The sequence below is a fragment of the Actinomadura graeca genome (assembly GCF_019175365.1).
Classification (GTDB): Bacteria; Actinomycetota; Actinomycetes; order Streptosporangiales; family Streptosporangiaceae; genus Spirillospora; species Spirillospora graeca.
Window position 1 is genome coordinate 8769997 of record NZ_CP059572.1, and the last position, 23317, is coordinate 8793313.

The window sequence follows — 23317 nt, forward strand, 5'->3', positions numbered from 1 at the left end:
GGAAGAGAAACTCCGACAGTACCTGAGGCGGGTGACGGCGGACCTGGGCCGCGCCAGGCAGCGGCTGCGCGAGGCCGAGGAGCGGCACCACGAGCCGGTCGCCGTGGTCGGCATGGCCTGCCGGTTCCCCGGCGGGGTCGGGTCGCCCGAGGACCTGTGGGACCTGGTGGCCTCGGGACGGGACGCGATCGGCGGGTTCCCGTCCAACCGGGGCTGGGACCTCGACGGGCTGTACCACCCCGACCCCGACCATCCCGGCGGCAGCTACGTGCGGCGCGGCGGTTTCCTGTACGACGCCGACGAGTTCGACGCCGCGTTCTTCGGCATCAGCCCGCGCGAGGCCAAGGCGATGAACCCGCAGCACCGGGTGCTGCTGGAGGTCGCGTGGGAACTCCTCGAACGGGCCCGCATCGACCCCACCTCGCTCAGGTCCACCCTGACCGGCGTGTACGCGGGCGCGGGCGTCCCCGGGTTCGGGACCTCGCACGCCGACCGCGACGTGGAGGGGCATCTGGCGACCGGCAACGCCCTCAGCGTGCTGTCGGGACGGATCTCCTACGCGCTCGGCCTGGAGGGCCCGGCGGTGACGGTGGACACGGCGTGCTCGTCGTCCCTGGTGGCGGTGCACCTGGCCTGCCACGCCCTCCGCCAGGGGGAGTGCGACCTGGCGATGGCGGGCGGGGTGACGGTGATGCCTGCGCCGACCATGTTCACCGAGTTCTCCCGGCATCGGGTCCTGTCGCCCGACGAGCGGTGCAGCCCGTTCGCGGAGGCGGCCAACGGCACCGTGTTCTCCGAGGGCGCCGGCCTGGTGCTGCTGGAGCGGCTGTCGGACGCCCGCCGCAACGGCCACCGCGTCCTCGCCGTGGTCCGGGGCTCGGCGGTCAACCAGGACGGCACCAGCAACGGGCTGACCGCCCCGAGCGGGCTCGCCCAGCAGCGGGTGATCGCGCGGGCGCTCGCCGGCGCCGGGCTCTCGGCGTCCGAGGTCGACGCCGTGGAGGCCCACGGCACCGGCACCGCGCTCGGCGACCCCCTGGAGGCGCAGGCGCTCCTCGCGACCTACGGCCGGGACCGGCCGGCGGACCGTCCGCTCCTCCTCGGCTCGATCAAGTCGAACATCGGGCACACCCAGGGCGCCGCCGGCGTCGCGGGGATCATCAAGACGGTCATGGCGATGCGGCACGGGACGCTGCCCGCCTCGCTCAACGTCGACGAGCCGACCCGCAACGTCGACTGGTCGTCCGGCGCCGTCCGCCTGCTCACCGGGCCGGCGGAGTGGCCGGCGACGGGCCGGCCGCGCCGCGCGGGCGTGTCGGCGTTCGGCATGTCCGGCACGAACGCGCACCTGATCCTGGAGGAGGCCCCCGAAGCGGCACGCCCGGACGAGGCGGAACCGGCGGCCGCCGCCGGGGGCCCGCTGCCCTGGGTGCTGTCGGCGCGGAACCCGCTGGCGCTGCGGGACGCCGCGGCGGCGCTGGCCGGGCGGGTCGCGGACGGCACCGCTGCGTCCCCGGCCGACGTGGGCTGGTCGCTGGTGGAGACGCGGGCGGTGTTCGAGCACCGCGCCGTGGTCGTCGGCGAGGACGCCGCCGCGCTGGCGGACGGCCTGGACGCCCTCGCCCGCGGCGAGGAGCATCCGGCGCTGCGGACGGGCCACGCGGGCCGGACCGTCGCCGCGCCGGTGCTGGTGTTCCCGGGGCAGGGCTCGCAGTGGGCCGGGATGGGCGCGGGGCTGCTGGCGTCCTCGCCGGTGTTCGCCGCCCGGATCGCCGACTGCGAGCGGGCGCTGGAACCGCACGTCGACTGGTCGCTGACCGCGGTGCTGCGCGGCGACGAGGACGCGGCGGACCTCGGGCGGCTGGACGTGGTGCAGCCGGCGCTGTGGGCGATGATGGTGTCGCTGGCCGCGGTGTGGGCCGCGCACGGCGTCGTCCCCGCGGCGGTGGTCGGCCACAGCCAGGGCGAGATCGCCGCCGCGTGCGTCGCCGGGGCGCTGACCCTCGACGACGCCGCCAGGCTCGTCGCGGTCCGCAGCCGGGTCCTCATGCGCCTCGCCGGGCAGGGGGCCATGGCCCCCGTCGGCACCGGCGAGCAGGACGCCGGGCGGCTCCTCGCCGAACTCGGCGGGACCGCGGGCGAGGTCGTCGTGGCCGGGGTCAACGGCCCGCGGTCGGTCGTGCTGTCCGGGCCGCCCGATCAGATCCGGGCCGTCGTGGACAAGGCGAAGGGCGAGGGCCTGCAAGCCCGGATGATCGAGGCCAGCGCCGCCGGGCACAGCCCGCAGATCGACCGGATCACCCCCGAGCTGGGGGAGCGGCTCTCCGGGATCGGGCCGGTCCCGGCCCAGGAGGTCGCGTTCTACTCCACGGTGACCGGGGCGCGCCTGGACACCGCGGAGCTGGGCACCGGCTACTGGCTGGACAACATGCGCCGGCCGGTGCGGTTCGCCGACGCCGTCGGCGCGGTCCTCGCCGACGGCCATCGGGTCTTCATCGAGGTCAGCCCGCACCCGGTGCTGATGATGAGCACACAGGAGTGCATCGACGAGGCAGGCGCCGACGGGGTCACCGTCCCGACGCTGCGCCGCGGCGACGGCGACCGGACGCGGCTCCTGCTGTCGGTCGCGCAGGCGTTCGCGGCGGGCGCCGAGGTGGACTGGGCCGCCGCGTTCCCGTCCGACCCGTCCCCGGACGTCGTGGATCTGCCGACGTACGCGTTCCAGCGCGAGCGGTTCTGGCCGTCCGGACGCGACGGCGGCCAGGACGCCAGGGGCCTCGGGCTGAGCGCCGCCGGGCATCCGCTGCTCGGCGCCGCGCTGGAGCTCGCCGACGGGGACGGCCACCTGCTCACCGGCCGCCTGACGCGCCAGAGCGCGGCGTGGCTGACGGAGCACGAGTTCAACGGCACGCTCCTGCTGCCTGGGACGGCGCTACTGGAGTGGGCGCTGCGCGCGGCCGACGGGGTCGGCTGCACACGGGTGGAGGAACTGACCCTGCACACCCCCCTCCTGCTGCCCGGTCCGGACGCTCTGCGGGTCCAGGTCGTCGTCGGGGCCGCCGATGACGACGGGCGGCGTGATGTGCACATCTACACCCGTCCCGACGATGACGCCGATACCGCGGACTCGGCGTGGGTCTGCCACGCGGCCGGTGTCCTCACGACCGCACCGGCCACCACCGGGGCATGGGACGGGCCATGGCCCCCGGCCGCCGCCGAACCCCTGGACATAGGCGGCTTCTACGAGCGCCTGCGCGACATCGGATACGCCTACGGCCCCGCCTTCCAGGGCCTGCGGGCGGCGTGGCGCGACGGCGACGACCTTCTGGCCGAGATCGGGCTGCCCGAGCAGGCCGACGCGCAGGACGGGTTCGGCGTCCATCCCGCCCTGCTGGACGCGGCACTGCACCCGATCTTCCTCACCGGCCGGGTCGACGCCGGCTCGGCGTGGCTGCCCTTCGCCTGGAACGGCGTGTCGCTCCACGCGTCGGGGGCCACCGTCCTCCGCGTCCGCCTCACCCCTCTCGGGGACGGCCTGGAGCAGGGATTCCTGGTGCAGGCCGCCGACCCCGCGGGACTTCCGGTGCTGGACGCGGAGTCGGTGCGGATGCGCCCTGCTGCCGGGCCGCTCGAACCCGCGCCCGGACACCGGACGCGTGGCCTCTACTCCCTCGGCTGGGTCGCGGCCGCAAGCACGCCGCAGACCCCGCCCGATGCCGTCTGGACCGACCTCGGCGCCCTCACGGCAGCGCTCGACTCCGGCACGCCCCCGCCCTCCGTCGTCGTCACCGAGGTCACCGTCGCGGAGGACGGCGAGGATCCGTCCGCCGCCGCGCGCGACACCGTGGAACACGTCCTCGGCCTGCTGCAGCGGTGGCTCGCCGAGCCGCGCCTCGCCGACGCCAGGCTGGTCCTGGTCACCCGCGGCGCCGTCGCCGCCACCACCGACGACGCGGTCGACGACGCGGCGGCCCCCGATCTCGCAGGCGCGGCCGTCTGGGGGCTCATCCGCAGCGCCCAGGCGGAGGAGCCGGGCCGTTTCGTCCTGGTCGACCTGGACGGCCCGGGCGGCGACGAGGACCGCCGGACGGTGGCCGAGGCGCTGGCGTCCGACGAGCCGCAGACGGCGGTACGCGGCGGGCGGGTGCTCGTCCCCCGGCTGGCGCGGGCCGCCGCCGCACCGCCCGCCGGCGGCGGGACCCCCGACCCGGACGGCACGATCCTGATCACCGGCGGCACCGGGACGCTCGGCGCCCTCGTCGCCGAGCACCTCGCCGGCGCGTGGCGGGCCGGGCACCTGCTGCTGGTGAGCCGCAGCGGCATGGACGCCCCCGGCGCGCCCGCACTGGCGGCCCGCCTCGCGGAACTGGGCGCCGACGTGCGGATCGCCGCCGCGGACGTCACCGACCCGGCCGCCGTCGCCGGGCTGCTCGACGGCATCGACCCCGCGCACCCGCTGACGGGCGTGGTGCACGCCGCGGGGGCTCTCGACGACGCGACAATTCCGTCGCAGACCCCCGAGGGGCTGGAGCGGGCCTGGGCGGCCAAGGCCGCCGCGGCGGCGAACCTGGACGCCGCCACGGCCGGCCTTCCCCTGACGATGTTCGTCGTCTTCTCGTCCGCCGCGGCCGTGATGGGCAGCCCGGGACAGGCCAACTACGCGGCCGCCAACGCCTTCTGCGACGCCCTGGCGGCGCGCCGCCGCGACCGGGGGCTGCCCGGCCTGTCGATCGCGTGGGGCCTGTGGGCCGACGCCAGCGGGATGACGGCGCACCTGTCCCAGGCCGGCCTCGAATCCCGGATGGGCCGCTCGGGCATCGTCCCGATGAGCAGCGATCGGGCGCTGTCCCTGCTCGACGCCGCCTGGGCGTCCGCCGCGCCCGCCGTCGTGGCGGCCGACGTCAGCGTCGCGGGGCTCGCGGCCGACCAGATCCCCGTGGTCCTGCGGGGCCTCGCCGGGCCGGTGCGGCGCCGCGCGGCCTCCGGCGCGGACGCCACCGGGCTCGCGGCGCGGCTGGACGGCCTCGACGAGGACGCCCGGCTCGGCCTCGTGTCGCGGATCGTCCGGGAGTCCGTGGCGGGGGTACTGGCGCACCGGTCGCCCGACGGCGTCGACGCGGAGACCAACTTCCGCGACCTCGGCTTCGACTCGCTCACCGCCGTGGAACTGCGGAACCGGCTCGCCGCCTCCACCGGGCTGCGGCTGCCCGCGACCTTGGTCTTCGACCACCCGACCCCGGTGGCGCTGACCAGGCACCTGTGCGCGCAGCTGGCGGGCACGGGCCGCGCGGCTCCCGGCCCCGCCGCCGTCGTGCGGGCGGACGAGCCGGTCGCGATCGTCGGTATGGCGTGCCGGTATCCGGGTGGTGTCCGCGGCCCCGAGGACCTGTGGGACCTGGTGGCCTCGGGAGGCGACGCGATCGGGGACTTCCCGTCCAACCGGGGCTGGGACCTCGCGGGACTGTTCCACCCGGACGCCGACCACCCCGGGACCAGCTACGTCCGGACCGGCGGTTTCCTCCATGACGCCGACCGGTTCGACGCGGGGTTCTTCGGAATCAGCCCGCGCGAGGCGTCGGCGGCCGACCCGCAGCAGCGGGTGCTCCTGGAGACGGCCTGGGAACTGCTGGAGCGCGCCGGTATCGACCCGGCGACGCTCAAGGGCACCTCGACCGGCGTGTACGCCGGGGCGATGTACCACGACTACGCCGCGGGCCCCGCCGGAGGCGACGCGGCGATGGAGGGCCACGCCTGGCTCGCAGGCTCCGGCAGCGTGATCTCAGGACGGCTGGCCTACACCCTGGGGTTGGAGGGTCCGGCGGTGACGGTGGACACGGCGTGTTCGTCGTCGCTGGTGGCGGTGCATCTGGCGTCGCAGGCGCTGCGCCAGGGTGAGTGCGACCTCGCCCTGGCCGGAGGCGTGACAGTCATGGCGACACCCGACCCCTTCAGCGGATTCTCCCGCCAGGGCGGGTTGTCGCCGGACGGCCGCTGCAAGTCGTTCGCGGCGGCGGCCGACGGCACCGGGATCTCCGAAGGCGCCGGGCTCCTGCTCCTGGAACGGCTGTCGGATGCGCGTCGTCGTGGGCATCGGGTGCTGGCGGTGGTGCGGGGTTCGGCGGTGAATCAGGATGGTGCGTCGAACGGGCTGACGGCTCCCAATGGCCCGTCGCAGCAGCGGGTGATCGGCCAGGCCCTGGCGGGTGCGGGTTTGTCGGCGTCCGACGTCGATGCGGTGGAGGCGCACGGGACCGGGACGAGGCTGGGTGATCCGATCGAGGCGCAGGCGTTGCTGGCGGCCTATGGGCGGGGGCGTGCTGAGGATCGTCCGTTGTGGCTGGGGTCGGTGAAGTCCAACATCGGGCATGCGCAGGCTGCTGCGGGTGTGGCGGGTGTGATCAAGATGGTGATGGCGATGCGGCACGGCACGCTGCCCGCGTCGTTGCATATCGATGAGCCGACTCCGCACGTGGACTGGGACGCGGGTGCCGTGCGGCTGCTCACCGAGCCCACGGAATGGCCTCTGGGCGACCGGCCGCGCCGCGCGGGCATCTCGTCGTTCGGAGCCTCCGGGACCAACGCCCACGTGATCGTGGAGCAGGCGCCCGAGCCTCCTCGTCCCGAATACGTCCCACCCGTGGACGGTGTGGTGCCGTGGGTGGTGTCGGCGCGCAGTGAGGCCGCGTTGCGTGAGCAGGTGGCGCGGCTGGGTGGTGTGGCCGGTGATCCGGTGGAGGTGGGCTGGTCGCTGGTGTCGTCGCGGTCGTCGTTCGAATGGCGGTCGGTGGCGGTCGGCGAATCACGTGAAGAACTGCTGGCCGGTCTGGAGGCGGGGGTCGGGAAACCCGTGGCCCGGGGTGAGTGCGTGTGGTTGTTCAGTGGCCAGGGCGGTCAGCGGGTCGGGATGGGCGCGGGTCTGTATGAGCGGTTCCCGGTGTTCGCGGAAGCGTTCGATGAGGTGTGCGGCCTGCTGGACCCGGGTTTGAAGCAGGTGGTGTTCTCCGGTCCGAGCGAAACGCTGGAGGACACCACCTTCGCGCAGACGGGGTTGTTCGCGGTGCAGGTGGCACTGGCGCGGCTGCTGGAATCGGCGGGTGTGCGGCCGGATGTGGTGGTGGGCCACTCGGTGGGTGAGGTGGCTGCTGCGCATGTGGCGGGGGTGCTGGATCTGGCGGATGCGTGTCGTCTGGTGTCGGCTCGTGCGCGGTTGATGGGGGGTTTGCCTGCGGGTGGGGCGATGGCGGCGATCCAGGCCGACCCCGGGGAGCTGGCGGGCGGGTTGCCGGAGGGTGTGGGTGTCGCGGCGGTGAACACGCCGGGGAGCACGGTGGTGTCGGGCCCGGCGGACCTGGTCGCGCAGGTGCGTGATGCGTGGGCGGTCAAGGGCCGTAAGACCAAAAGCTTGCCGGTGAGTCATGGGTTTCATTCGGTGTTGATGGAGCCGATGCTGGCCGGTTTTGGTGAGGCGATCGGGGGTTTGGGTTTTGGTGTGCCGGTGGTGCCGATGGTGAGCACGCTGACCGGTGAGCTGGTGGGTGAGGAGATCGCGGCGGCGCAGTACTGGGTGCGGCAGGTGCGTGAGCCGGTGCGGTTCCTGCCCGCGATCGTGTCGCTGGGTGAGCGGGCGGGGGTGTTCATCGAACTGGGCCCTGATCCGGTGCTGGCGACTGCGGCGCAGCAGATCCTGGACGAGCGCCAGGTCCCCTCGGTGGCGGCCCTGCACCGTGACCGTCCCGATACCAGGGCGTTCGGGGCGGCGCTGGGCACGCTGCACGTCCACGGGATCGACATCGACTGGACGGGCTGGTTCCCCGACAGGCCACGCCCGCGCACCATCGACCTGCCCACCTACGCCTTCCAACGCGAACGCTACTGGCTGCCTTCGGGGAAGAGCGGTCGCGAGGACGCCGCCCACCTCGGACTGACGTCCACCGCGCATCCGCTGCTCGGCGCCTCCGTCGAGCTGGCGGAGGGCGGCGCGTGCCTGCTCACCGGCCGGTTGTCGCCGGCCGAAGGGGACTGGACGGCCGAGCACGTGGTGGCGGGCGCGGTGCTGCTGCCGGGGGCGGCGATCCTGGAATGGGTCCTGCGTGCCGCCGACGAGGCCGGATGCGGCGGGGTGGAGGAACTGGTCCTCCAGGCTCCGCTCGTGCTCGGGGAGTCGGGACCGGTCCGCGTGCAGGTGGCGGTCGGCGCGGCCGCGGAGGACGGCCGGCGCGATGTGCACGTGTACTCGCGTCCCGAGCACGACCCGGATCCGGAATGGACGTGCCACGCCGACGGCGTGCTCTTCGACGAAGCCGCCGCCCCGCCCGGGGCGCCGGCCGGCCAGTGGCCGCCTCCCGGTGCCGAGCCGATCGACGTGAGCGGATTCTACGAGCGGGCGGAGGCCGCCGGTCACGCCTACGGGCCCGCGTTCCGCGGGCTGCGCGCCGCGTGGCGGCACGGGCGGGATCTCCTCGGAGAGGTCGTGCTGCCCGAGGCCGCCGGAGACCTGGACGGGTTCGGCATCCATCCGGCCCTGCTGGACGCCGCCCTGCACACGGCTGTGCTCGACGGCGAGTCCGATGGGCGGGCCTGGGTGCCGTTCGCCTGGAGCGGGGTGGCGCTGCACGCGGTCGGGGCACGGACGGTCCGGGTCAGGGCGTCGCTGCTCGGGGACCGTCTCGATCAGGGGCTGAAGGTGCTGATCGCCGACACGGCGGGCTCGCCCGTGCTGAGCGTCGAGTCGCTGCGCATCCGCGACGTGGACCCGCGGCGGCTCCGCGACACCGGCGGACGCGGGCCGCGCGAGCTCATGACCCTGGAATGGGGCGCGCTCCCCGAAGCGGCCGGAGAAGGGCCGCCTCCCGCCCGGGCCGGATGGGCGGTGCTCGGCGAGGACCTCTCCGGGCTGGAACGGCTGGCGGCGGCGGACCCGGTGCCCTCGACGGTCCTGGCGAAGCTGCCGGCCGGTGCCCGGGACCCGCAGGCCGCGACCGGACGCGCGCTGCGCCTCGTCCAGGACTGGCTCGCCGAACCGCGGTTCGCCGACGCGCGGCTCGCGCTCGTCACCCGGCACGCGGTCGACACCGACGACCACCGGGTGGACGCGCCGGCCGCGGGCGTCTGGGGGCTCCTGCGCAGCGCGCAGCTGGAGCACCCGGGGCGGTTCGTCCTTCTCGACGCGGGCTCGGACACCGACGACGACGTCGCCTTGGTGGACGCGGTGCGGCGGGCCATGGAGGCCGACGAGTCCCAGGTGACGCTCCGCGACGGCCGGGTCCGCGTTCCCAGGCTCACCCGCGCGGGTGCCTCGCCGCGTCTTGTCCTCCCCGTGCGGGAGCGTGCCTGGCGGCTGTTCCCGGGCGGCGCGGCGACGCTGGAGAGCGTGACCGCCGAGGCGTTCCCCGAGGCGCTGGAGCCGCTCGGCCCGGGTCAGGTGCGCGTCGAGGTGCGCGCCGCCGGGATCAACTTCCGCGACGTGCTGGTCGCCCTCGGGATGGTGCCGTCCCCGGGCGGCATCGGCGGCGAGGGCGCGGGGGTCGTCGTCGAGACGGGACCGCAGGTCGCGGGCCTGAAGGCGGGCGACCCCGTGATGGGCCTGTTCGCCGGGGCGTTCGGCACCACGGCGGTGGCGGACGCCCGCATGGTGACGCGGATCCCGGAGGGATGGGGTTTCCGTGAGGCCGCCGCGACGCCCGTGGCGTTCCTGACGGCCTGGTACGGGCTGGTGGACCTCGCCGGGCTGCGGGCGGGGGAGTCGGTGCTGGTGCACGCGGCCACAGGGGGCGTCGGCCGGGCGGCCGTGCAGATCGCCCGGCGCCTCGGCGCGGAGGTGTTCGCCACGGCCAGTCCCGGCAAGCACGCGGTGCTGGAGGAGATGGGCGTGGACGCCGGTCACCGGGCCTCCTCCCGGGATCTGGACTTCGAGGAGGTGATCCGGTCGGCCACCGGCGGTGAAGGCGTGGACGTCGTCCTCAACGCGCTCGCCGGGCCGTTCACCGACGCCTCCCTGCGCCTCCTCCGCGACGGCGGACGGTTCGTCGAGATGGGCAAGACCGACATCCGCCGAGCCGACGAGGTCACCGCCGCGCACCCGGGAGTGTCGTACCAGGTGTTCGACCTCATCGCCGACGCCGGGCCCGACCGCATCGGCCAGATGCTGGAGACGGTGACGGAGCTGCTCACCGCGGGGGATCTGCACGCCCCACCCCTGGAGTCGTGGCCACTGGAAAAGGCGCGGGACGCCCTGCGGTACATGAGCCAGGCCCGCCACACCGGCAAGCTCGTCCTGGACGTCCCCGCGCGGCTGGACCCCGACGGGACCGTCCTGATCACCGGCGGCACCGGGACGCTGGGCGCGCTCACGGCCGAGCACCTGGCCCGCGAATGGGGCGTCCGGCACCTGGTCCTGGTCAGCAGGCGGGGGATCGACGCCCCCGGCGCCGCCGACCTGGTCGGGCTGCTGGGCGGGCTGGGCGCGCGGGCCACCGTCGCGGCGGCCGACGTGGCCGATCCGGCCGCGCTGCGCGCCGTGGTCGCGGGCATCGACCCGGCGCATCCGCTCACCGGCGTCGTCCACGCGGCGGGCGTGGTGGACGACGGCGTCGTGACGTCCCTCGATCCGGGCCGCCTGGCGGCGGTGTGGGGCGTGAAGGCCACCGCCGCGCAGACCCTGCACGCCGTCACCGCGGACCGGCGGCTCGCGCTGTTCACGATCTTCTCGTCGGCGGCGGCCGCGATCGGCAGCCCGGGCCAGGGCAACTACGCCGCCGCCAACGCCTACTGCGACGCGCTCGCCGCGCGGCGCCGCGCCGAGGGACTGCCCGGCCTGTCGATCGGCTGGGGGTCGTGGGCGGCCACCAGCGGCATGACCGAGCATCTCGCGGACGCCGACCTCGCCCGCATGGACCGGCTGGGCATGCGCGCCATGAGCACCGAGCGCGCGCTCGCCCTCCTGGACGCCGCGTCCCGGCACGGCGGCCCGCACCTCGTCGCCGTCGACCTCGGCACCGGCCCGCCCGGCGGCCTTCCCGCGCGGTCCCTCCCGCCGGTCCTGCGCGGCCTCGCCGCGGCGGGCCCGCAGCGGCGGCGGGCCGCGTCCGCGGCGGCGCCGGCCGGTGGCGTCGCCGAGCGGCTCGCCGGGGAGCCGAAGGCCGAGCGGCTCCGGATCCTGCTCTCCCTCGTCCGCGAGGAGGCCGCCACCGCGCTCGGCCACTCCGACCCCGGTTCGATCCCCCCGGACGTCACGTTCAAGGACCTCGGGTTCGACTCCCTCATCGCCGTCGAGCTGCGCAACCGGCTGTCGGCGGCCACGGGGCTGCGGCTGCCCGCGGCGCTGGTCTTCGACTTCCCGGACGCCGCCGCCGTGGCGGGCCACCTGCTGACCCGGCTCGCCCCGGACGCGGGCGCGGAGCCCGCCGGGCTCCTGGACCCCGTCCTGGACGAGGTGGCCCGGCTCGAAGGGACCCTCGACGGGCTCGTCGCCGCCGACCTGGACCGCGGCGTGGTCACGGCCCGGCTCGAGGAGCTGCTGACCCGGTGGCGGGGGGCGTCCCGGCCGCCGGACGGGGCGGACGGCGCCGGTGGCGCGAACGGGGCCAGCGCCGCCGAGCGCCTCGGCGTGGCCACCGCCGACCAGGTCCTCGACTTCATCGACAACGAGCTTGGAATGTCATGACCGAACCGGCCGCGGCGCGTCCGCCGAAGGATGGATGACCACGATGGCGAGCGAAGAGAAGCTGGTCGATTACCTGAAGCGGGTCGCGTCGGACTTGCACGACACCCGGCTGCGGCTGCGCGAGCTGGAGGACCGGCGGGCCGAGCCCGTGGCCGTCGTCGGCATGGCCTGCCGCCTTCCCGGCGGGGTCGGCTCCCCCGAGGAGCTGTGGGACCTCGTCGCCTCGGGCCGCGACGCCATCGGCGGCTTCCCCGCCGACCGCGGCTGGGAGCTGGAGCGGCTCTTCCACCCCGACCCGGACCACCCCGGCACCAGCTACGTCCGCGAGGGCGGGTTCGTGGACGGCGCCGACCGGTTCGACGCCGGCTTCTTCGGGATCAGCCCGCGCGAGGCGCTCGCGTCCAACCCCCAGCAGCGGATGCTCCTGGAGGTCGCGTGGGAGCTGCTCGAACGCGCCGGGATCGTCCCCGACGCGCTGCGCGGCACGCCCACCGGCGTGTACATCGGCACGGCCACCACCGGCAGCTCGACGCACAGCGACCCGTCCGGGCGGGCGACCGACGGGTACGCGGGCAACGCCCCCAGCGTCCTGTCCGGCCGGGTGTCCTACACGCTGGGCCTGGAGGGCCCGGCGGTGACGGTGGAGACGGCCTGCTCGTCCTCCCTGGTGGCGATGCACCTCGCCTGCCAGGCGCTGCGGGACGGCGACTGCACCCTCGCGCTGGCCGGCGGCGTGACTGTGATGGTCACGCCCGAGGCGTTCACCGCGTTCTCGCGCCAGCGCGGGCTCGCGCTCGACGGGCGCTGCAAGCCCTTCTCCGCCGCCGCCGACGGCACCAGCTGGGGAGAGGGCGCCGGCCTGGTCCTGCTGGAGCGCCTCTCGGACGCCCAGAGGCTCGGCCACCGCGTCCTGGGCGTCATCCGGAGCTCCGCGGTCAACCAGGACGGGGCCAGCAACGGGATGACGGCCCCGAACGGCCCGTCGCAGGAGCGGGTGATCCGGCAGGCGCTGGCCGCCGCGCGGCTTCCGGCGTCCGCCGTGGACGCGGTCGAGGCCCACGGCACCGGGACCACGCTCGGCGACCCCATCGAGGCCGGGGCGCTGCTGGCGACCTACGGGCGGGACCGCCCGGCGGACCGTCCGCTGCTGCTGGGGTCGGTCAAGTCGAACATCGGGCACACCCAGGGCGCCGCGGGCGTCGCCGGCGTCATCAAGACGATCATGGCGATGCGGCACGGGCGGTTCCCCGCGACGCTGCACCTCGGCGAGCCCACCCCCCACGTGGACTGGTCGTCCGGCGCGATACGGCTGCCCGCCGAGACCACCGGGTGGCCGCGCGCGGGCCGCCCGCGCCGGGCCGGGGTGTCCTCGTTCGGGATCTCCGGCACCAACGCGCACCTGATCCTGGAAGAGGCCCCGGAGCAGCCGGCGGAGACCACGTCGGAGGCCCCGGTGCCCGGCCCGGTCCCGGCCGGGGCGCCGGTGCCGTGGGTGGTGTCGGCGCGGAATCCGGCGGCCCTGCGGGAGCAGGCACGCCGGCTGGGTGCGTTCGCCGCCGCGGAGGACGGGCGGCCGCCCGCGGCCGTGGGCCGGGCCCTCGCCGCGACCCGGTCCGTGTTCGAGCACAGGGCCGTCGTCCTCGGCCACGACCGCGCCGCCCTCCTCGCCGGGCTGGACGCCGTCGCCGACGGCGCCGCCCACCCCGATGTCGTCACCGGAGAGGCCACCGGGACGGGCCCCGGCCCCGTCCTGGTCTTCCCCGGGCAGGGCTCGCAGTGGGCCGGGATGGGCGCCGCGCTGCTGGAGGCGTCCCCGGCGTTCGCGGCGCGCATCGCCGAATGCGAGGAGGCGCTCGCGCCGCACGTGGACTGGTCGCTGACCGGGGTGCTGCGCGGCGACGACGACGCGGCCGGCCTGCGCCGCGTGGACGTGGTGCAGCCGGCGCTGTGGGCGATGATGGTGTCGCTCGCGGCGGTGTGGGACGCCCACGGCGTGCGGCCCGCCGCGGTCGTCGGCCACAGCCAGGGCGAGATCGCCGCCGCGTGCGTCGCCGGGGCCCTGTCCCTCGCCGACGGCGCCAGGATCGTGGCGGTGCGCGCACGCGCGCTGCGCGGCCTGTCCGGACGGGGCGCCATGGCCTCCCTCGCGCTGGGCGAGGACGACACGTCCGAGATCATCTCCGGGCTCGGCGGCGCCGCGGACGGCGTGGTGGTCGCCGCGGTCAACGGCCCGTCCTCGACCGTGGTCTCCGGCCCGCCCGACCGCGTCGCGGCGGTGCTGGCCGCCGCGGGAGAGCGGGGGGCGCGCACCCGCACGATCGACGTGGACTACGCCTCGCACGGCCCGCAGATCGACGAGATCGCCGACGGGCTCACCGCCGCTCTCGGCGGGGCGACCGGCGTCGGCCCCGCCTCCGCCGAGGTCGCGTTCTACTCCTCGCTCACCGGCGCCCGCGCCGACACCGCGGCCCTGGACGGGGAGTACTGGGTGACGAACCTGCGGCGGCCGGTGCGGTTCGCCGCGGCGGTGAAAGCCCTCCTGGACGACGGCTACCGGCTGTTCATCGAGGCGAGCCCGCACCCCGTCCTGACCGTCGGCGTCCAGGAATGCGCGGACGAGGCCGGGAGCGCGGCGGCCGTGCTGCCGACGCTGCGCCGCGACCAGGGCGGCCCCGAGCGGCTCGCCCGCTCTCTAGGCGAGGCGTTCGCGGCGGGCGCCGCGGTGGACTGGACGGCCTGGTTCCCCGCGGACCTAGCGCCGCGTCCGCTCGACCTGCCGACCTACCCCTTCCAGCGGGAGAGGTACTGGCTGTCCGCCGGACCCGGGACCGGCGACGTCGCGGGACTCGGCCTCAGCCCGGCGGACCACCCCCTGCTGGGGGCCGCGCTGGAGACCGCCGACGGCGACGGCCGCCTGCTCACCGGCCGCCTCCCCGGCCCGTCCGGCTCCTGGCTCGGCGACCACGCCATCGCGGGGACGCCCGTCGTCGCGGGTTCGGTCCTGGTCGACTGGGCGCTGCGGGCCGCCGACGGATCCGGATGCGCCACGGTCGAGGAGCTCACGCTCCGCGCGCCGCTCGTCCTGCCGGAGAACGGGGCTGTGCGCGTCCAGGTCGCGGTCGGCGCGGCCGCCGACGACGGGCGGCGCGACGTCCAGATCTACTCGCGCCCCGACGACGATTCCGTGCGCACCTGGGAGTGCCACGCCACCGGCGTGCTCGCACCCGAGCCCGAGACCCCCGAAGAGGACTTGAGAGGGCAGTGGCCTCCGGCGGGCGCCGAACCGGTCGACGTCGCGGGATTCTACGAACGCGCCGCGTCGGAAGGCTACGAGTACGGCCCCGCGTTCCAGGGCCTGCGCGCGGCGTGGAGACGCGGGACGGACCTGTTCGCCGAAGTCGGGCTTCCCAAGGCCGCCGGTGAAGCCGACGGGTACGGCCTCCACCCGGCGCTCCTCGATGCGGCGCTCCATCCCGCGATCCTGGACGGCGGGCTTGGAGGCGGGCCCGGTGACGACGAGGTGTGGCTGCCGTTCGCGTGGAACGGTGTCGCGCTCCACGCGGTCGGGGCGACGGCCGTCCGGGTCCGGCTGACCCGCGACGGCGAGGGCCTGCGGATCCTGATCACCGACCCGGCGGGCGAGCCCGTCCTCGGCGTGGACACGCTGCGGATGCGCCCGGCCGACGCCGCGCGGCTCGGCGCCCTCGCCACCCGGGATGCGAGCGGGCTGCTCACCCTGGACTGGACGCCCCTCCCGCAGGGGCCCGTCCCCGACGGCGAGGACTGGGCGGTCCTCGGGCCGGACGGCCTGGACGCCCTGCCCGCCGACGCCCCGGCCCCCGCGATCGTCCTGGCCGACCCCGTCCGGGCGGACGACACCGGCACCGCCGAGGAGGCGCTCGCCGCCACGGAACAGGCACTCGACCTGGTACGCGGCTTCCTGGCCGACACTCGCCTCGCCGACTCGCTGCTCGCCGTCGTCACCCGGGGCGGGGCCGCCGGGGCGGCGGTGGGCGGCCTGGTCCGCAGCGCGCAGGCCGAGCACCCCGGCCGATTCGTCCTGGTGGACCTCGGCGCCGCGACCACCGACGGCGACCCGGCGGCGACCCCGGACGGGCCGGAGAGACCGGACAGGTCGGAGGCGGAGGAGGCGGTCGGCGCTGCGCGGATCGCGGTCGCCGCCGACGAACCCCACGTGGCGGTGCGCGGCGGCCGGACACTCGTCCCGCGGCTCACGCGCCCCTCCGACGCCGGGGACGCCGCGCCGCCGCCGCTGGACGAGGACGACACCGTCGCCGTCGTCGGCGGCACCGGCATGCTCGGCGGCCTCGTCGCCGAGCACCTGGTCCGGGCATATGGGGCGCGGCGCCTGCTGCTGCTGTCCCGCCGGGGCGAGCAGGCCCCGGGGGCCGGCGACCTTCGCGGGCGGCTGGCCGGCCTCGGCGCCCACGCCGACGTGGCCGCCGTCGACGTCGCCGACGAGGCCGCGCTGGCGGAGGCGCTGGCGCGGATCCCGGCCGACCGGCCCCTCGCGGGCGTCGTCCACGCGGGCGGCGTGATCGACGACGCGGTCCTCACGTCCCAGACCGCGGAACGGCTGCGGCACGTGTGGGCGCCGAAGGCCCTCGGCGCGTGGAACCTGCACGTCCTGACCCGCGACCTGCCGCTGAAGTTCTTCCTCGTGTTCTCCTCGGCCGCCGGGGTCGTCGGCAACGCCGGTCAGGCCGGATACGCCGCCGCCAACGCGTTCTGCGACGCGCTGGTGGCCCACCGGCGCGGCCTCGGGCTCCCCGGGACGTCCGTGGCGTGGGGGCTCTGGGCCGACGCCAGCGCCATGACGGGCCACGTGTCCGGTGCCGACCTCGCCCGCGTCCGCGGCATGCGCCCGCTGTCGGCCGACCGGGGCCTGTCCCTGCTCGACGCCGCCTGGCGGCTCGGCGCGCCCTGCGTGGTGGCCGCCGACCTCGACCTCGCCGGGCTGCCCAGCGCCGACGTCCCCGCGATCCTGCGGGGCCCGGCCGGCCGCACCCGCCGCCGCGCCGCCACCGGCGCGGACGCGACGGCGCTCGCCGCCCGGCTGGCCGGCCTCGACGCACCCGCGCGCTCCGCGCTGGTGGCGGAGACCGTGCGGGAGCGCGTCGCGGCCGTGCTGGGGTTCCGGTCACCGGGCGACGTCGGCATGGACGCCAGCTTCAAGGACCTCGGCGTCGACTCCCTGACGGCCGTCGAGGTGCGCAACCGGCTGACGTCCGCGACCGGCCTGCGCCTGCCGACGACACTCGTCTTCGACTACCCGACACCCCGGGCCCTGGCGGAGTACGTGGCCGCCCGGGTGACCGGGGAGAGCACGGCGGTGGACCTCGCCCCCGCCGCGGCCTCCGCCGTGCGGGCGGACGAGCCGGTCGCGATCGTCGGCATGGCCTGCCGGTATCCGGGCGGTGTCCGCGGTCCCGAGGACCTGTGGGACCTGGTGGCCTCGGGACGGGACGCGGTCGGCGACTTCCCGTCCGACCGCGGCTGGGACTTCGAGGGCCTGTTCCACCCTGACCGCAGCCGCCCAGGGACGAGCCACACGCGCGCGGGCGCCTTCCTCTACGACGCGGGGGAGTTCGACTCGGCGTTCTTCGGCGTGAGCCCCCGCGAGGCGCTCGCCGCCGACCCCCAGCAACGGCTCGTACTGGAGACGGCATGGGAGGTCCTGGAGCGCGCGGGCATCGACCCGCTCTCGCTCAAGGGAACCCGCACCGGCGTCTACACGGGCGTCATGTACCACGACTACGCCGCCGGTGCCGCCGAGGACGACGCTCGGATGGAGGGCTACGTCATGCCGGGCGCGGGCAGCGTCGTCCCGGGCCGCGTCGCCTACACCCTGGGGTTGGAGGGTCCGGCGGTGACGGTGGACACGGCGTGTTCGTCGTCGCTGGTGGCGGTGCATCTGGCGTCGCAGGCGCTGCGCCAGGGTGAGTGCGACCTCGCCCTGGCCGGAGGCGTGACGGTCATGGCCACCCCCGGGCTGTTCACCGGCTTCTCACGCCAGCAGGGCCTCGCCCCGGACGGCCGCTGCAAGTCGTTCGCGGCATCGGCCGACGGCACCGGATGGGGTGAGGGCGTCGGCCTGCTGGCACTCGAACGGCTGTCGGATGCGCGTCGTCGTGGTCATCGGGTGCTGGCGGTGGTGCGGGGTTCGGCGGTGAATCAGGATGGTGCGTCGAACGGGCTGACGGCTCCCAATGGCCCGTCGCAGCAGCGGGTGATCGGCCAGGCCCTGGCGGGTGCGGGTTTGTCGGCGTCCGACGTCGACGCGGTGGAGGCGCACGGGACCGGGACGAGGCTGGGTGATCCGATCGAGGCGCAGGCGTTGCTGGCGGCCTATGGGCGGGGGCGTGCTGAGGATCGTCCGCTGTGGCTGGGGTCGGTGAAGTCCAACATCGGGCATACGCAGGCTGCTGCGGGTGTGGCGGGTGTGATCAAGATGGTGATGGCGATGCGGCACGGCACGCTGCCCGCGTCGTTGCATATCGATGAGCCGACTCCGCACGTGGACTGGGATGCGGGTGCCGTGCGGCTGCTCACCGAGCCGGTGCCGTGGCCGGAGACCGGCCGGTCCCGCCGTGCGGGGGTGTCGTCGTTCGGAGCCTCGGGCACCAACGCCCACCTCATCATCGAGCAAGGGCCCGAAGACGAGCACACCGCCGGGGAGACGGAGCGTCCTGGCGGTGGTGTGGTGCCGTGGGTGGTGTCGGCGCGTAGTGAGGCCGCGTTGCGTGAGCAGGTGGCGCGGCTGGGTGGTGTGGCCGGTGATCCGGTGGAGGTGGGCTGGTCGCTGGTGTCGTCGCGGTCGTCGTTCGAATGGCGGTCGGTGGCGGTCGGCGAATCACGTGAAGAGCTGCTGGCCGGTCTGCAGACCGGTGTGGTGGCGACCCGGCCGCAAGGTGAGTGCGTGTGGTTGTTCAGTGGCCAGGGCGCTCAACGGGTCGGGATGGGCGCGGGCCTGTACGAGCGTTTCCCGGTGTTCGCCGAAACCTTCGATGAGGTGTGCGGCCTGCTGGATCCGGAGTTGAAGGAGGTGGTGTTCTCCGGTCCGGCAGAGGAGTTGGAGCACACCACCTTCGCGCAGATGGGGTTGTTCGCGGTGCAGGTGGCGTTGGCGCGGCTGCTGGGGTCGATGGGTGTGCGGCCGGATGTGGTGGTGGGTCATTCGGTGGGTGAGGTGGCTGCTGCGCATGTGGCGGGGGTGCTGGATCTGGGGGATGCGTGTCGTCTGGTGTCGGCTCGTGCGCGGTTGATGGGGGGTTTGCCTGCGGGTGGGGCGATGGCGGCGATCCAGGCCGACCCCGGGGAGCTGGCCGGTGAGCTGCCGGAGGGCGTTGGCGTTGCGGCGGTGAACACGCCGGGGAGCGCGGTGGTGTCGGGCCCGGCGGACCTGGTGGCGCGGGTGCAGGCGGTCTGGGCGGAGCGGGGGCGTAAGACCAAGGGTTTGCCGGTGAGTCATGGGTTTCATTCGGTGTTGATGGAGCCGATGCTGGCCGGTTTTGGTGAGGCGATCGGGGGTTTGGGTTTTGGTGTGCCGGTGGTGCCGCTGGTGAGCACGCTGACCGGTGAGCTGGTGGGTGAGGAGATCGCGGCGGCGCAGTACTGGGTGCGGCAGGTGCGTGAGCCGGTGCGGTTCCTGCCCGCGATCGTGTCGCTGGGTGAGCGGGCGGGGGTGTTCATCGAACTGGGTCCTGATCCGGTGCTGGCTACTGCGGCGCAGCAGATCCTGGACGAGCGCCGGGTCCCCTCGGTGGCGGCCCTGCACTGCGACCGTCCCGATACCAGGGCGTTGGGGGCGGCGCTGGGCGCGCTGCATGTCCACGGGATCGATGTGGACTGGACGGGCTGGTTCCCCGACAAGCCACGCCCGCGCACCATCGACCTGCCCACCTACGCCTTCCAACGCGAACGCTACTGGCTCACCTCCCGGCAGACCGCGCGCGACGCGGGCCTGACCTCAATGGAGCTGGCAGACGGCGACGTCCATGTGCTGACCGGCCGGTTGTCGGCCGACGGCGGCTGGCTGGCGGACCACCAGGTCCAGGGGACCGTCCTCGTACCTGGGACGGCGTTGCTGGGATGGGCGTTGCGGGTCGCGGACGACACCGGCGCCGCCGGAGTGGAGGAGCTGGCCCTCCAAAGCCCGCTGGTCCTGCCGAGCACCGGCGCGTTGCGGATCCAAGTGGTCGCGGGCGCCGCCGGGGAGGACGGGAGACGCGATGTCCAGGTGTACTCCCGTCCCGATGGTGAGGTTTCGGACGGCTGGGTCCGGCATGCGGAGGGCGTGCTCCTACCACCGCAGGCCGAACCCGCCGAGCCGGTGGACACCCTTGCGGGCCAGTGGCCTCCGGCCGGGGCCGAGCCCATGGAGCTGGACGGCTTCTACGAGCGGGCGGCGGAGGCCGGTTACGAGTACGGTCCCTCCTTCCGCGGGCTCCGCGCGGCGTGGCGGCTCGGCGGGGACCTCCTCGCCGAGGTGGAGCTGCCCGGGACCGTGGGTGACCAGGACGGGTTCGGCGTCCATCCGGCCCTGCTGGACGCGGCCATGCACCCCGCGCTGCTGGCGGGGGAGGCCGACGGGCGGACGTGGCTGCCGTTCGTCTGGAGCGGGGTGTCGCTATGGGCGGCCGGCGCCCGCACCGTGCGGGTCCGGCTGACGCCCGCGTCCTCGGTGGACGAGCAGAGCCTGCGTCTGCACGTGGCCGACACCGCCGGTGCCCCCGTCCTCACCGTGGAGCACGTCGGGATGCGTGCGGCCGACGGCGCAGAGCTGCGCGCCGCCGCCGCGCAAGGCACGCGTGGCCTCTACACCCTCGACTGGACCGCGGTCTCCGACGCGGAGGCGGCCGGGGAACCGCGGACCGGCGGCTGGCCGAGGCTCGGCCGTGATCCGTATCCCGGCCTCGCGGCGTTCGTGTCGGCGCTGGAGTCCGGCGCCGACGTGCCTCCGGTCGTCCTCGCGGACGTCGCCGCCGCGGACGAGGCGCTGGCGCTCGTGCGGGAGTGGCTGGACGAGCCGCGGACGTCCGGCATCGTCCTGGCGGTCGTCACGAAGGGCGCGGTCGCGGGCGGGACCGACGAGAACGCGGCGGCGGTGTGGGGGCTGGTCCGGAGCGTCCAGTCCGAGCACCCCGGCAGGTTCGTGCTCGCCGACGCCGACGGCGGGTCGGACGTGGCCGCCGCCGTGTGGCGGGCGCTGCGCCTCGACGAGCCGCAGGTGGCCGTGCGCGATGACCGGCTGCTCGTGCCGCGTCTGGTGCCCGCGGGCGCCGCCGCCGAACTGGTGGGCCCGGCGGGACGGCATGCGTGGCGGCTGGTGGCGGGCCGATCGGGGACGCTGGAGGGCGTGACCGCCGAGGCGTTCCCCGAGGCGCTGGAGCCGCTCGGCCCGGGTCAGGTGCGCGTCGAGGTGCGCGCCGCCGGGATCAACTTCCGCGACGCGCTCGTCGCCCTCGGCATGGTGACCGCGCCGGGCGGGCTCGGCGGCGAGGGCGCCGGGGTCGTCACGGAAGTGGGACCGGAGGTCTCCGGACTGTCGGTCGGCGACCGGGTGATGGGCCTGTTCCCGGGTGCGTTCGGGGCCGTGGCGGTGGCCGACGCCCGCATGGTCGCGGCGATCCCGGACGGATGGGGGTTCCAGGAGGCCGCGGCGGTGCCGGTCGCGTTCCTGACGGCCTGGTACGGGCTGGTGGACCTCGCCCGGCTGCGGGCGGGGGAGTCGGTGCTGGTGCACGCGGCGACCGGCGGTGTCGGCATGGCGGCGGTGCAGATCGCCCGGCATGTGGGGGCGCACGTCTACGGCACCGCCAGTCCCGGCAAGCACGGGGTGCTGGAGGAGATGGGCGTGGACGCGGGCCACCGGGCCTCCTCCCGGGATCTGGACTTCGAGGAGGTGATCCGGTCGGCGACCGGCGGTGAAGGCGTGGACGTCGTCCTCAACGCGCTCGCCGGGCCGTTCACCGACGCCTCCCTGCGGCTCCTCCGCGACGGCGGACGGTTCCTGGAGATGGGCAAAACCGACATCCACGACCCCGAGGAGGTCGCCGCCGCGCATCCGGGGGTGGAGTACCGGGTCTTCGACCTGATCTCCGACGCCGGGCCCGACCGCATCGGCGAGATGCTCGGCATCCTGGGAGAGCTGTTCGCGGGCGGAGTGCTGCGGCCCCCGCCCGTCCGGACGTGGCCGCTGGAGAGGGCGCGGGACGCCCTGCGGTACATGAGCCAGGCCCGCCACACCGGCAAGCTCGTCCTGGACGTCCCCGCGCGGCTCGATCCCGACGGGACCGTCCTGATCACCGGCGGCACCGGGGGTCTCGGCGCGCTCACGGCCGAGCACCTGGCCCGCGAATGGGGCGTCCGGCACCTGGTCCTGGTCAGCAGGCGGGGGGCCGACGCCCCCGGCGCCGCCGAGCTCGCCGGACGGCTGGAGGCGCTGGGCGCCGCGGTCTCCATCGCCGCCGCGGACGTCGCCGACCCCGCCGCGGTGGACGCGCTGATCGCCGGCATCGACCCGGCGCACCCGCTCACCGGCGTCGTCCACGCCGCGGGTGTGGTCGACGACGCGACCATCGGCGCCCAGACCCCCGAGCGGCTCGAACGGGTCTGGGCGGCGAAGGCCGCGGCGATGGCGAACCTGCACGCGGCGACGGCCCGCCTGCGCCTCGGCATGTTCGTCGTCTATTCCTCGGCCGCGGCGGTGCTCGGCAGCCCGGGCCAGGCCAACTACGCCGCCGCCAACGCCTACTGCGACGCGCTGGCGGCGCGGCGCCGCGCCGCCGGGCTCGCGGGTCTGTCGGTCGGCTGGGGTCCCTGGGAGTCCGCGAGCGGCATGATGGCGGGACTGTCGGACACCGACCGGGCCCGGATGAGCCGTGGAGGGTTCGAGCCGCTCAGCAGCCGACGCGGCCTGGAACTGCTCGACGCCGCCTGCGGCCACGGCGCGCCGTACCTGGTGGCCGTGGAGCTCGACGCCGTTGGCATGGCCGGACGGCCCGCGGAGGCCCTGCCTCCCGTGCTGCGCGGGCTCGCCGCGTCCGGGACGAGGGGACGCCCGGCCGCCGCCGGCGGGCACCGGCCCGTCGACTGGGCCGGGCGGCTGGCGGGCCTGGCGCCCGGAGACCAGCTCGACGTCCTGCTGGGGCTGGTGCGCGACCACGCGGCCTCCGTGCTGGGCCACGCCGACCCCGCCGCGGTCCAGGTGGACACCCCGTTCAAGGACCTCGGCTTCGACTCGCTCACCGGCGTGGAACTGCGCAACCGGCTCGCGGCCGCCACCGGGCTGCGGCTCCCCGCCGCGCTGGTGTTCCGGCACCCGTCACCGGCCGCCATCGCCGGCCATCTGCGCGAGCGTCTCGCGCCCGCCGGGCAGGACCCCTCGGCGCCCGTCCTCGGCGAGCTGGACCGGCTGGAGACGGTGATCGCCCGGTACGGCCCGGACGGCGAGACCCGCGTCCGGCTGACCAAGCGGCTGGAGGCCCTGCTGTGGCGGCTGAACGGCGAGGACGCCGGGAACGGCGGGGGCGGTACGGCCGCCGTCGACGGAGCGGCCCTCGACGCCGCCTCCGACGACGAGATGTTCGAGCTCATCGACCGGGAACTGGGAACTTCGTGATGGGGGTGTGG

Annotated in this window: 2 protein-coding genes; both read left to right on the forward strand. The window is 75.6% G+C overall.

The annotated features are described in order from the left end of the window. The first annotated feature begins 31 nt into the window (after nt 1-31). Entirely contained in the window at nt 32-11662 is an 11631-nt protein-coding gene (locus tag AGRA3207_RS38900; RefSeq protein ID WP_273699979.1) for a type I polyketide synthase, read from the forward strand. 34 nt (nt 11663-11696) lie between these two features. After that, nucleotides 11697-23306: a type I polyketide synthase gene (locus tag AGRA3207_RS38910; RefSeq protein WP_231332358.1), complete on the forward strand. Its 11610-nt coding sequence runs from the start codon at nt 11697-11699 to the stop codon at nt 23304-23306. The last annotated feature ends 11 nt before the right edge of the window (nt 23307-23317 follow it).

Bases quoted from the DNA above. Each gene is read 5' to 3' on its own strand.
- AGRA3207_RS38910 (WP_231332358.1), top strand. From the start codon at position 11,697: ATGACCACGATGGCGAGCGAAGAGAAGCTGGTCGATTACCTGAAGCGG.